Origin of the sequence: Hymenobacter psychrotolerans DSM 18569 (assembly GCF_900142395.1) — a bacterium.
GTDB classification, from domain to species: Bacteria; Bacteroidota; Bacteroidia; order Cytophagales; family Hymenobacteraceae; genus Hymenobacter; species Hymenobacter psychrotolerans.
Window position 1 is genome coordinate 39,604 of the sequence record NZ_FRAS01000027.1, and the last position, 12,954, is coordinate 52,557.

Below are 12,954 nucleotides of genomic sequence, written 5' to 3' on the forward strand. Positions count from 1 at the left end.
GCATATAGCGTACCCCGAGCTGCGAACAATCTATCAGGGCGCCGGAGTATTACCGTGCACCTCCAGGTTTATTGCCGCTGCTTTCCGCTACTAGTCTTGGATGACATTGTGCCGGGGCTGTCCGCTTCGGTTTGCGCCTGAATTATGTAGCGTTACAAGCCCTCTCCTTCGTGTATGTCCACTAGTACCACTTCTAACCAGTGCAGCAGCTCTTCTGCTGCGCGAATCGTTCGCCTACTCTATTGGGACCTGCTGGCCCTACAGAAAACAACGCCCTACCGATCAGCTCGCCTGCGGCGCATCGCGGATCAGATGTAGTATGCCGTGCAACACTGGCCCGCCCAGACCTGGCCTCAATTCAGTCCACAGGGGTACCCGGTACCCAAGCAGGTGCGTGTGATAGCCGATCTGGCCGACTTACCTTCCGCGCTAGTGACCCAGCACCAGTACCTGCTTGTCCTGGCCCGCTCCTTATGCTAACAGGGCGCGCTGTCCGTAGGGCTGAATTGTTGTATAGTAAGGCATAATTCTCTCCCTACGCAACGGCCATTGGTGCGCTAGTACAATTTGCCGAACTTGCACCTGCTGCGTGGTAGTTGTCGGCTTTATCCTGCCTTTATTCCATGTCTTATCTTTTCCCGGCCACCGCTGACGAGCTGCTGGCGTTGCTGCGTGATGTGCTGGCCACGTCGCTGACACCCATGTACCTGGGCCGCCCGGTGTACAGCGCCGAGGGGGTGATAACCGACTTTACGCTCGCCTACCTGAATCCCGCCGGGCAAGCGCTGCTTAGCCTGCCCGAGCGACCAGACCGTACCCTGGGGGCGTGTTTCCCAGCGACCGAGCAGCCCGGTATACTGGCCTTTTACCGGCAGGTGTTTACCACGGGAGAGCCGGGGCGCTTCCCGGTTGATTCCCACGGTCAAGCCCAGCAGGCTACCGTCGCCGCGCGGCGCAGCGGAGAGTGGTTGGTCATTAGCCTGCTCACCGGGCCCGCGCCAGACATGAAAGGGTGCCCGCCCACCAGGCTGGCGAGCGACGCGGCCGGCCGCGTCAACGCGGAGCAGCCGCCGAGCCAGCACCACCACCGCCTGGAGCAGGAGCCGGCCCGCCACGACGAGCTGGCGGCGGCGATGCGCGCGGCGGAGCGCGAGCGGAATGTGCTGCAAGCGGTCCTGACGCAGGCACCGGTAGCCATCGGGGTGTTTCAGGGAGCCGACTTAACCGTTGCGGCGGCCAACGACCAGCTGTGCCGCATGTGGGGCTATGCCCCGGAGCACGTGCTGGGCCGGCCGTTGCTGGAGGGTGTCCCCGAGCTCCGCGAGCAAGGCTTCGACACGCTGCTGACGGAAGTGGCCCGCACCCGGGTGCCGTTCGTGGGCACGGAAGTAGCCGCTGCGTTGCGGCAACCCGCCGGCGACGTGGCCACCCACTACTTTAATTTCGTGTACCAGCCGCTCTACGACGCGGCCGGGGAGTTGCTCGGCGTGCTCGACATCGCCATTGACGTGACGGCGCAGGTGGTGGCGCGGCAGCAGGTGCAGGACCTGAACGAGCGCTTAGTCGCCACGAACGAGGAGCTACTGGCCGCTAACGACGCGTTGCAGGCCACCAACCAGGAGCTGCTGCGCGCCCAGCTGCAATTACAGCAGCTCACCCAGGACTTGGAAACGCGCGTGCAGGAGCGCACCCGCGCCGCCACGCTGGCCCAGGCCGCGGCCGAGCACCAGCGCGCCCAGCTCAACACGCTGTTTATGCAGGCCCCGGCCGCCATCTGCGTGCTTCACGGTCCCGAGTGGGTGTACGAGCTAGTGAATCCGGGGTACCAGCAGGCGTTTCCCGGTCGGCGGCTGCTGGGCAAGCCCCTGCTTGAGGCCTTGCCCGAGCTACGCGACTCCCCCATCCCCGGCATCCTGCGCGAGGTCATGGCCACCGGCCAGGTATTTCACGCCGAGGAGATGCCGGTGTCGCTGGCCCGCGAGGCCGCGGCCCCGGTGGAAATGCTGCACTGGACCTTCACCTATCAGCCCCGCCGCAATGCCTTCGGGCAGGTGGACGGGGTGCTCGTCTTTGCCTACGACGTAACCGAGAGCGTGCGCGCCCGCCAGGCCCAGCGGGCGCAGCAAGCCGAGCTAGAGCGCCTGTTCGCGCAGGCTCCCGTGGGCATTGCCATCCTGCGCGGCCCGGCCCTCGTGGTGGAGCTGGCTAACGAGGCCGTGCAGGCCATCTGGGGCCGTTCGGCCGCCCAGGTGGTCGGCCGGCCCTATTTCGAAGCCTTGCCCGAAACGGCCGGGCAGGGCTTCGAGGCCATCCTGGCCGGCGTCCTGGCCACCGGCGAGCCGTTCTTCGTGACGGAGGCCCCCGTCCGGCTGCCCGCGCGCGGAGACAAGCCCCCCGGGCCGGCCTACGTCAACTTCGGTTTCCATCCCCTGCGCAACGAGCAGGGCGAGGTGACGGGGCTGCTGGCCCTCGGCGTGGAAGTCACCGAGCAGGTGCGGGCCCGCCAGCAGGCCGAGGCCCTGCAAGCCGAGCGGCTCCACTTGGCCCAGGCCCAGGCCCGGCAGCGGCAAAACATCTACCAGGTGTTTGAGCAAGCCCCCGTGGCCATCATTCTCCTGCGCGAGCCCGACCACCGGGTCGAGTACTTTAACCCCGCCTACCGCACCCTGTTTCCCCACCCCCCGGCCGTGGGCACCACCATTGCCCAGAGCCAGCCGGCCGCGGTCGAGTTGGGGCTGGTGGCCTTGCTTGACCGGGTCTACCAAACCGGGGAAGCCCACGTGGGCGTGGAGCTGTCGCTGGCGCCCTTCCATGCCGGGCCGGAGCGGTACGTTAACTTCACCTACCAGGCCTACCGCGAGCAGGAGCGCATCGTGGGCGTATCGGTCTTCGTCTACGACGTGACCGAACAGGTCGTGGCGCGGCAGCTGCGCGAGGCGCAGCAGCGCCAGCTGCACGCCGTCTTTACGCAGGCGCCCGTCGCGATTTGCGTGTTCCAGGGGCCGGCGTACGTGCTGGATGTGGTCAACCCGCTCATGGGCGAGATGCTCGGCCACGCCCCGGCCGAATTGCTGGGCCAGGCCTTTTTCGCGGCCCTGCCGGAGCTGGCGGACCAGGGGTTCCCCGAGCTGCTCGACGCCGTGCGCATCACCGGCGAGACCTACCGCGCCCAGGCGCAGGCCATCCACTTGGCGCGCCATGCTGCGGGGGAAGTGGGCTATTTCGACTTTGTGTATGAGCCGCTGCGCGACGCCCAGGGCCTGGTGGCCGGCATTGTGTGCGTGGCCACGGAGGTCACCGCGCAGGTCCGGGCCCGCCAGCGGGAACAAGTCATCAACGACGAGCTGACGGCCGCCAATGAGGCGCTGCACACCAGCAACACCGAACTCACGCGCGTAAACAAGGACCTGGACACGTTCATCTACACCGCCTCGCACGACTTAAAGGGGCCCATCACCAACATTGAAGGACTGCTTACGGCCTTGCGGGAGGAGCTGGTCCTGCCCCCCGCCGAAGCCGATACGGCGACCGTGCTGCACCTGATGGACGATTCGGTGCAGCGGTTCCAGCGCACGCTCCAGCACCTGACCGACGTGACCCGCCTGCACGCGCCCGCGCAGCTGCCGGTCACGGCCGTCTCCCTGGCCGCCCTGGTGGCCGACATTCGCCTGGACCTGCACCCGCTGCTCGTCGTCAGCGGCGGGCATGTCACGGTCGACCCCGATGGCTGTGAGCTGGTAACCTTCGCCGAGAAGCACTTGCGCAGCATCCTCTACAACCTCATCAGCAACGGGCTCAAGTATCGTTCCCCCGACCGGGCGCCGCGGGTTGTCGTGCGCTGTCACCTGCGCGACCAGGAAATTGTGCTGGAAGTACAGGATAATGGCCTGGGGCTGACGCAGGCGCAGCAGGCGCGGGTATTTGGCCTGTTCCAGCGGGTGCACGAGCACATCGAGGGCTCCGGCATTGGCCTGTACCTGGTCAAGCAGGTGATCGGGGCCGCCGGGGGCCGCATCAGCCTCGAAAGCCAGGCGGGGGTCGGGTCGCTGTTCCGGGTGGTGCTCCCCCAGCCCAGCCCAACTTTTGCGCCCGACGTCTCGTAAGGCAGAAGTTCATGCAACTTCTCCCAACCGTGCTGCTGGTGGACGACGACCAGACCGCCCGGTATTTGGCCGCGCGCCTCTTGCGGCCCTATGCGGACCGGGTGCGGGTGCTCATGGCCGAAGATGGTCACCAGGCCCTGCAGCTGCTCGCTCACTACGCCACAGAATTAGTCCCCACGCTGGTCCTGCTGGACTTACAGATGCCCGTGCTGGATGGGTTCGGCTTTCTGCACGCCCAGCTTGGGTGGCCGCCTGCCCGGCGCGCGGCGGTCCGGGTGGTCATCGTTTCCTCCTCCGATATACCCGCGGAAGAGCAGCGGGCGCGGGAGTTGGGCGTGCCGATGCTGCCCAAGCCCCTGACGGCGGCCACGCTGGCCCGCGTGCTGCACCAGCAACTAGGCGAGGCATTTCAACTTGCCTAACTGCCCTAACGGGAATTTCTGTTCTTACTCTTGCGCTACCCCAACTTCCTGTACGTGACACTGGAGCACCTGAAACGACTGGAAGGCGAGGTGCTTACCTCACTGGCTAAGCTTGGCGGCTCTGGGCGCCTGGATTTGGGCGAGGGTACGACGGTTAGCCCCCGGCAGCTGCTGGGCCTAGAGTTGAACCCCCGCGCTGCGGCAATTGCTGACGTGGTGCTGCGCATTGGGTACTTGCAGTGGCACTTGCGGTCCCACGGCCTCACACAGTTAGCAGAGCCCTTGCTGGACAACTACCAGAATATTAAACAGCAGGATGCGGTATTGGGGCACAATGATGATTACAGCAAGACGTGGCCTGCCGAATGGCCCGCAGCTGACTTCATAGTGGGCAACCCGCCGTTTGTGGGGGACAAGGCCATGCGGCGGGCGCTGGGTGACGGTTACGTAGATGCCTTGCGAAAGACCTACAAAGGCAAAGTAGACGAATCGGCCGACCTGGTTATGTACTGGTGGGAAAGGGCGGCCGAAGTGACCCGCCTGGGCCATACGGAAGCATTTGGCTTCATCACCACTAACTCCATCACCCAAACGTTCAACCGCCGCCTTATTCAGCGACACTTGGCGGCCTCGCCGCCGCTGTCGCTCACTTTTGCCATTCCCGACCACCCGTGGGTCGATAGCGCCGACGGTGCGGCCGTGCGCATTGCCATGAGCGTAGGACGTGCCGGTACGCACACGGGCAAGGTCGCGTCGGTGATGCGTGAAACCGCTACAGAAGATGACGACGCTCCCACGGTGGAACTAGTGGAAGCTGATGGGGTCATTAACGCGGATTTTACGACCGGAGCCGATGTGGCAGCGGCACAGGCACTCAAATCCAATGAAGGCATATCCAGCAACGGTATGATGCTGGCAGGTGCTGGCTTCATCGTCACCGAGGTCCAGGCCCACGCATTGGGGTTGGGCACAGTCGCCGGTCTTGAAACCCGAATTCGACCTTATCGCAACGGTAAAGACCTTACGGCCCGGCCCCGAGGCGTGTACTTAGTAGACTTATTCGGCCTGACTGAAGCCGAGGCTATTCGCGAATATCCGGCGGTGTACCAGCACTTATATACCCACGTCAAGCCTGAACGCGACAACAACAACCGCAAGAAGCTCAAAGAAATCTGGTGGCAATTTGGTGAGACCCGCAAGGGTCTACGTTTGGCCTTGCACGGACTACCGCGCTACATTGCCACGGCCGAAACAGCGAAGCACCGCATTTTTCAATTCTTGGATGCAGGTATAGCACCTGACCACATGCTGGTGGCGCTTGCACTCGATGATGCTTTCCATTTAGGGGTGTTATCAAGCAGGATGCACCGCACCTGGGCCTTGGCCGCCGGGGGAAGGATGGGTATGGGTAATGACCCTCGCTACAACAGCTCCCGTTGCCTTCTGCCTTTCCCGTTTCCCACTGCAACAGACGCCCAAAAAGCCCACATTCGCGAATTAGCCGAAGACCTTGATGACCACCGCAAGCGCCAGCAGGCACAATACCCTAGCCTTGCGCTCACCGACCTCTACAACGTGGTGGAAAAACTGCGGAGTGGCCAGGCGTTGACGGTTAAAGAGCAAACGACCTATGAAACAGGTTTGGCGACCGTGGTGCTCAGTCTGCATCAGCAACTTGATGCTGCCGTAGCTGAGGCCTACGGCTGGCCCGCAACATTAAGCGACGCTGAGATTTTGACGCGCTTGGTACACTTAAATCAGCAGCGTGCTAGTGAGGAAGCGGCCGGCACGGTGCGATACTTGCGGCCCGCGTACCAAGCTCCTGGTGAGCAGCAGGGTAAGATGGCCTTGCCGACCATGGTAACAGTGGCAGCCGACGAAGTTATGGGCGAGGCTAAACCGTGGCCAACTGAATTGGCGCAGCAGATGTTCGCCGTGCGCAGCATTGTGCAGCAGGCCGGCGGCGAGTCCCTGAGCAGTGCCCAGGTAGCTGCCCGGTTCCTGCGTACCAAAGTCGATAAGGTAAAGCCCTTGCTCGATACGCTGGCCATGATGTCGTTGGTGCGCCACTTGGAACAAGAGGACACTTATGCAGCTTAATTCACAGACATAATAGTTAGCTTACTCACCCTCTTGGCTGCAAGGCCCCAACGATTCCGCTTTCTTTCTATCAACTCGACTGAGGTGATACAATATGGTCATCAGGCCAATTCTAAAATCAAAACGAATGCCCCATAAGAGGTAGTTAGCGTCCCAATGGACAGCAGCAGTGCCCGTGCCCGTCGAGTAGCATGGGGAAGCACATTTCTTAACTTCGAAACAAACCGTATTACGCCTTTTTTAGGCAATTGACACCCGCCTTATGTACAGAGGATTCAACGTAACAATCGACTCGTTTACCCGTCAGCCAGGCCGTAACGAGGAGTATTATCAGCTAGGAAACGATGTATTTAATAAGGATAAGCGTTTCATAAAAGGCGCGTTAGAAGAAATGATATTGAAGGATGGAACCTTGGATGGTACCAAGCTTCAAGAGCAATGGTTTCCCCTAGTAGAAGCGGACTTGTTTATCTCCCATTCACACAAGAATGAAGAAACAGCCATCATTCTTGCCGGGTACCTACTTAAGAATTTTGGAATCAGGTCTTTCATCGATTCAACCGTTTGGAGCTACAGCAATGATTTACTGAAACAGCTCGACAACGAATACTGCCGTAACAAAGGCGAAAACACATACAATTATCAAAAGCGAAACTTTTCGACAAGCCACGTCTATCTCATGCTTTCTGGCGCATTGTCAAAAATGATTGACAACACGGAGTGCGTTTTCTTCCTCAACACCCCTGACTCAATAAAGCCGGACAAGATTATTGATTCTACCTTATCACCGTGGATTTATTCAGAAATTCTAGCGACTCAGTTTATTCGAAAAAGAGCACCCAGTGTTCACCCTGCGCGGAAGCACCGCCTGGTGAAAGGCTATTCTCAGGGTGGACAGATTTTAAATGAGTCCAAGCTTGCTGTGACCTATGAAGTGGAAATGAGCCACCTGACGAGCATCAGCTTTGACATATTCAAAACTTGGCTTAACAAATCCAGCAAAGAAGAATACAAGTTGGATGCACTTTACAAAATGTACCCTCTTGAGAAAGAGCCTATTAATAGTTAAATCTAATACTTGAACGGTAACACTTTCGTGTTGCCTTTTGGGCCAGCGGGTAAAATTTTCCCGCTGATACCCAATAACTCCAAAGCTTGATATTACCTCCCGGCAAGTTTTGCAGCTAGCTCTATCCAGTCGTCAATTAGATTCCTCCCCTGTTCATTTCCCATGGGTCCGAGCCAAGAATATGTTTTGTATCGGTCGTAATATATTAATTCAGTGCCACCGGCATCTTTTGCATAGCGTAGGGGGTTTGGTCCACTGCGGTCAATTTCGCTGCGCAGGTTTTTCATGCCTCGCATGTCAATCGCTACAATTCCTTTCCCTTCACTATGAGCTTTCTCAAGTTCATACTTCACCCAAGGACGCTGATACGTTTCTGCCCCAAAACAAAGTACCACTACTGAAGTACCGTGCATGTTATTGTCAATCCAGTTCTGAATAGCTCGCGGGCCAGTACGCTTAATCTGCTCCCAAGCAGCTCTATCTAAGTATGTGCTCTCCAAATAATTTTGGACCAACACGTTGGAATTTCGGATTTGAGAAACGCGGTGGGAGTCTCTAGTGTAATGGAAACTAAAAAACACTTTGCGGGCCATCCAGATGTTGATGTAAGGGTGCTAATGAAGTTTTAAGCGGGATTCTGGCCAGCTAGCTTGATGATGGAAGATATTGCGTCAAGCCATTTGTCTACTCCAGCGTGAGCGTCGTTGAGTATTTCAAGGTGTTTGCTGACTTGGGGCATTGCTGGGTAGTACACTTCCAAGTTCGCCATAACTTCCTCGTGAATCTTGCTGGCCACATGTCCACTCACACCTAAGGGAATGGGGTACTTTTTCTGGTCTTTACAAATGTTCCATTCCTCAATCATGCCATCGGCTTCTACTACCTCCTCATTCTTGAGCTTGTTGCCGCAGATGAAGAGGCAGAACCCAGCCTTGGAAATCATATCTATCCGATATTTACTCCACATCTCAATCCGTTCCTCATTAGAGTTGAAATTCTGAGGGAACGGTCGCAGAGTTAGACGTTTGCTTAAGTCGCGCCTTGGCTGGCTATAGAGCGCTTCAAGTGCTCCAATAATAACATTTCCTCCTATGCCGAGGCCAAAACCTGAAATCAGGTTGCATTCTTGCTCAATGATTTTGGTACCTAGTTGCCGAGCTAACTGTTCAACTACAGTTTGTCCTAGAGGGTCATAGGTATGCGCACTGCCGGATACAAAGATGTCGTTAAGGCGACTACGTCTCTTGAGCTCCTGCAGCATTTCTGTTATCTCGTTGAAATCAAGTATTTCAACGGTATGAACACCATAGCGCAACAAGTCAACCTTGCGTAAATCGAACTTTCGTAAAGCGTATCTGAAGTTTGCAACTTCCTCAGGTGTAGGAGTATCTCCCGCTTTGGTAAAGTGCATCTGCTGTGGTTTTCTCATCACGCAGAAATGCTTTTTATTCTGACCCAGCAATGCTAAATGTAGATTGCCTAATACAAACTCGATATTAGGGTCATCAAAGCTGAATCCTAAAAACAGGAACGTTTTGCTGACCAAATCACTACGGAGGACGCTTAGGAAAAGCTCGCGTTCCCTTGTGCTGGCATAAGCGATGTAATCATCTTTCGTTAGAACGGCATCACCGGGGCGACTTACATCGCCGTGCATTTTGTAAACAACCACGTCGCGACGCGGTGAAGTGATGCGTAAGTCCTTTGATTCAATGATAGCATCAACCACTTTGTGAGCTCGCTCGAATGCTTGTTCGAGCAAATGGTCATAGTTGGTAGTCCAAACAGTCGACAGGTCTAAGTCAGCAATTAGGTCGTGGTTAGGGTGACGCTTGGCTCTAGTTTTAAAAGCTTTGACAATGAGTTCGTCAATCTCCGTGCGGTTACCCATTCTATCATTAACATGGTACTGAGCGACTGCTAATAGGTCTGACTCCAACTCGATATCAAGACCCAACTGGTTCGCGATGCCACTCAGTAATTCCCGCCAATTCATAAATCCAGCCCCCGCGGATAAGCCAGCACCAGCAAATAGTGCGGCGCGGCCAGATTCTAGGCCTTGGCCGAAGGTTTGGTAAAGGTCTGCTTTCGAAGCACTCATGCCTAGTTAGATTACTGATACGGTTTGATTGTAGTTGTTGCCCAATACAAGCCACTGGTCCTTAGTTAACTGACGGCCAGCAATCCGTTGGCTCTTGACCTGCAGCAGTCCGCCAACCTCATCAACATAGGGGTAAATCCCCAAGTATTCTTGGCCTTTATAAGCTTGGATAAGTTGATTAGCTGGAGCCAGCGGAAGAATTGCTACCCTTCCATGTAGAGCATCACTAAATCCAAGTTCCCATGGCATCCATTGTGACGCGGCTGCATGTACCGAGGCAGCATAAATGAGAGTTTTGCTATGCCGCATGGCTTCACGGAGCACTGCTGCAGTGCCCGGCGAAACTTTGCTTCTGTCTAGTTCAGGATTTTCAATCCAATCGACATAAACGCTTAGCCCCTTAGATTCTAAGAAAAGCTTTATTCCTTCAACCAGTTCTGCATCCTTGAATGCATGTGAAAGGAATACATCGTAGGAGTCGGTTGAGGTGAATGTTTTAACCGAGTTCCTCTTTAACCGTGTTGCGGATGACTCAAATAGTTGCGTATGCTTAGGTACGAAGCTGCGCACCTCATTTTCTGATATTAGAGCCATCCAGTAAATATTATAAATGTGTAGCCTGAAAAAGGATGGGCTAAGGTACCATTGTTCGCTTATAGCCCAAGATTCTGGGCAGCATTAAAACTCACCACGTCATCCAGCCGGGAGTAGCGGTCAATCATAGCGTCGGTTTTCTGCTTCGTCTGGTTCTTGATGAACCGGTTGGACTGACCTCGTAGCACGGATATCGTAATAAAGGAGACGCGCAGGGAGTGGGCCGAGTAGTTCTTCTCCGGAACCTTGTGACCGTCCTCGTCGTGGTTCAGGTGCAACTGAACCAACTCGTTTACACGCAAAGGAGACAGCCGCTTCAAGGTGGGCATGGCTTGGCCTTTTACCTTGCCTCGCTTTAAGGAAACGAATAGCGGACCTGTATTCCGGCCCAACTGCTGCAGCCAGGCCCGGGTGCAGCGAACGGGGCAAAAGGCCGATGTCGCAGCGTAGAACACGGCTTTGTCTTCGACCTCGCCGGCCTGGTTGGTTTTGCTCTTGGCCAAGTGTACAATCAGTGCTTTTTCCGTAAACTCTAGGTGTTCCACGTCCAAAGCCACGAGCTCCGAGCGACGGAAGGCACCGGCGAAGCCCAGCAAGAGCAATGCCCGGTCGCGCAGGCCTGCCGTGGTCGTGACGTCCAGGCGCCGGATGCTTTCCTTGAGCTCCTCCACGGTGAATGCCGGCGCCTGCTTCTGCCGCTTGCCCAGCGTGCGGGTGATGCCTTCCATGACCAACGCCAACTCGTCGGCCCGCACCGGCGACAGGTACCCGCGCAGTTGGTGGTGCTTGTGGATGGCGGCCAGGTGCCGCCGGATGGTGGAGAGCTTGCGCGGGATGTCGGCCAGGTCGGCCACGTACCGGGCGAGGGTGGCCACGTCAGCCGGCAGTTGGTTCAGGCCGTGGAGCTGGCAGAAGTCCCCGAAGCTTTTCAGGTCGGCCGAGTACGCGAGCACCGTGTTGTCGGCGCCCTCCAGGCCGGCCTTGATGTAGCGGGCCACGTTGGCCGCGGCCGTCGACAGCTGCGAGCCCAGGGCCTGCGGCTCGTCGGGAATTCGGGTGATTTCGGTGCTCATGGCGGCAAGATACTTTAGGTATCATAATTAAACGTTATGATGCCTAAACTTTACACTGAGCAGTCCAAGCAGTCAGATGTGAAAATTAGAGTCAAAGCAACTTGTTAGTACATTTACCAACCGCCCTTCTGCTTATTCTACTGGCTTTCTCTGTATGGCAAAACTTTACCTTCTACAGTTTCTACTCCTTATTATAAGTGTACCCGCGCTGGCCCAGCGACCCAAGCCCGCCGCAGTTTCGTTGCCGCCCGCCGATACGGTCTATTTCGACCGGGACTGGGAACGCACCGAAACGCTGGAGGAAGTGGCCTACGCCCGCATTGCCCGCCACGATGCCGCCGGCAAAACCATTGGCACGGTGCGCGACTACTTCTATCCGTCCTGGAAAAAGCAGTGGGAAGGCAAGATGGCCAGCGAAGCCCCCGACAAGCCCACGGGACTGTGTTGCAGTTGGCATGAAAACGGCCAGGTTAGCTTTAAGGGCACGTACGTCAACGGCGTGCAGCAGTCCGACTTTCGCAGCTGGCGCGACGATGGCCGGGAAATCAAGTGCAAGTCTCTCATGCAGGAGGCATTGCCGCTGAGCACCGCCTCGATTCACTGCAGCAACTGCATGCACATTAGCCGCAAGGTCTTCACGGTGGACATCCCCGAGGGCACGGTGGGCATCGTCTACAAGCTGGACGTGCGCGACGAAGGCCAGCCCCCGGTGTCGTGGTCCACGGCCCTGGCCCTGGCTGGCGTTGTCGGTACGGGCGGCATGTCCGCGCCCGCCCTGCTAACAACGGCGGCTACGGCCTTGACGAAGCAGGGCAACAATGCGCCGCCCACCGTGAGCACCAAATGCCACTGGTACATCACCCCCGACGAAGCAGCAGCGCAGCAGTTTCTGGACACGAAAGGCTACATCAAGGACGTGAAAAATTGCCTGCGCGTAGCCTCCAACACCCCCCAGGAAACCCGGCCCATCAGCCTGCCGCCCGGCATCCGGCGCTTGTATGTGTGCGTGAACAACGACAACTACACCACCGACGCCACGGCGACGTTGAGCGTGACGGCGCTGGTGCAGACCTGCAAGTAGGAAGCCGGCTGCCCTTTAATAGTGAAGCGTCAGGCCGGCGCCCCACTTGTAGTCGCTGTCGTAGTTGGTGCTCAGCGACACGTATTTGCTGACCATGTAGCGGAAGGCGACGTTGTACTCGCGGTCGGTGTTCACCAGCAGGTCGGCGAAGAAGTTGTTGCTCAGGGGCAGGTCCGTGCGCTTCAGCTGCAGGCGCACCTTGCCGTTGCTGTCCAGGCGCAGCTCCGAGCGCACGAGCAGCGGCAGCAGGTAGTACAGGCCCACGTCGAACACGCGCCGGTTGTTTTTGGTGTTCCGTTCGCCCTCCGCCAGCAGCGTGCGGTTGTTGCGGTAGTCGAAGCCGACGAAGGCGGCGAGAAACTGCCGGTTGTCGAGGTAGCGCAGCAGGTGGGTTTCGGTTTCGAAGTTGCC

At 57.6% G+C, this 12,954-nt stretch carries 9 protein-coding genes and 1 pseudogene; 5 read left to right on the forward strand and 5 right to left on the reverse strand.

Annotation, left to right across the window (positions count from 1 at the left end):
* Nucleotides 1-623: 623 nt before the first annotated feature.
* From BUE15_RS18425 to BUE15_RS18440, 4 genes are all read left to right on the forward strand, one after another.
* Nucleotides 624-4,103, forward strand: coding sequence for a PAS domain-containing protein (locus BUE15_RS18425; RefSeq protein WP_073288308.1), 3,480 nt, complete (start codon nucleotides 624-626; stop codon nucleotides 4,101-4,103).
* An 11-nt stretch (nucleotides 4,104-4,114) separates the two neighbouring features.
* Nucleotides 4,115-4,525 carry a response regulator gene (locus BUE15_RS18430; protein ID WP_073288310.1) on the forward strand — a complete coding sequence of 137 codons (411 nt, stop codon included), beginning with the start codon at nucleotides 4,115-4,117 and terminating at the stop codon, nucleotides 4,523-4,525.
* A 30-nt stretch (nucleotides 4,526-4,555) separates the two neighbouring features.
* Entirely contained in the window at nucleotides 4,556-6,625 is a 2,070-nt protein-coding gene (locus BUE15_RS18435; protein ID WP_073288312.1) for a class I SAM-dependent DNA methyltransferase, read from the forward strand.
* A gap of 262 nt (nucleotides 6,626-6,887) precedes the next feature.
* On the forward strand, nucleotides 6,888-7,694 hold the full coding sequence (locus tag BUE15_RS18440; RefSeq protein ID WP_073288314.1) for a hypothetical protein: 807 nt from the start codon (nucleotides 6,888-6,890) through the stop codon (nucleotides 7,692-7,694).
* A gap of 92 nt (nucleotides 7,695-7,786) precedes the next feature.
* On the opposite strand, the gene BUE15_RS18445 is transcribed toward BUE15_RS18440, so the two are convergent.
* From BUE15_RS18445 to BUE15_RS18460, 4 genes are read right to left on the reverse strand one after another with little or no spacing between them, the layout of a single operon-like run.
* Nucleotides 7,787-8,287: a TIR domain-containing protein gene (locus tag BUE15_RS18445; RefSeq protein WP_073288316.1), complete on the reverse strand. Its 501-nt coding sequence runs from the start codon at nucleotides 8,285-8,287 to the stop codon at nucleotides 7,787-7,789.
* A 32-nt stretch (nucleotides 8,288-8,319) separates the two neighbouring features.
* Nucleotides 8,320-9,795 (reverse strand): SIR2 family protein, encoded by a 1,476-nt coding sequence (locus BUE15_RS18450; protein ID WP_073288318.1) that lies wholly within the window; start codon nucleotides 9,793-9,795, stop codon nucleotides 8,320-8,322.
* 6 nt (nucleotides 9,796-9,801) lie between these two features.
* A complete protein-coding gene (locus BUE15_RS18455; RefSeq protein WP_073288320.1) occupies nucleotides 9,802-10,389 on the reverse strand; it encodes a toll/interleukin-1 receptor domain-containing protein in 588 nt (195 codons plus the stop codon).
* A gap of 59 nt (nucleotides 10,390-10,448) precedes the next feature.
* Nucleotides 10,449-11,462, reverse strand: coding sequence for a tyrosine-type recombinase/integrase (locus tag BUE15_RS18460; RefSeq protein WP_073288322.1), 1,014 nt, complete (start codon nucleotides 11,460-11,462; stop codon nucleotides 10,449-10,451).
* Nucleotides 11,463-11,616: 154 nt separating this feature from the next.
* Here BUE15_RS18460 and BUE15_RS18465 point away from each other — a divergent pair, with 154 nt between their 5' ends.
* Complete coding sequence (locus tag BUE15_RS18465) at nucleotides 11,617-12,543, forward strand: toxin-antitoxin system YwqK family antitoxin (protein ID WP_139252418.1); 927 nt, start codon at nucleotides 11,617-11,619, stop codon at nucleotides 12,541-12,543.
* A 15-nt stretch (nucleotides 12,544-12,558) separates the two neighbouring features.
* Here the strand turns inward: BUE15_RS18465 and BUE15_RS22090 are convergent.
* Nucleotides 12,559-12,954: pseudogene (locus tag BUE15_RS22090) on the reverse strand (copper oxidase); the annotation flags it as partial.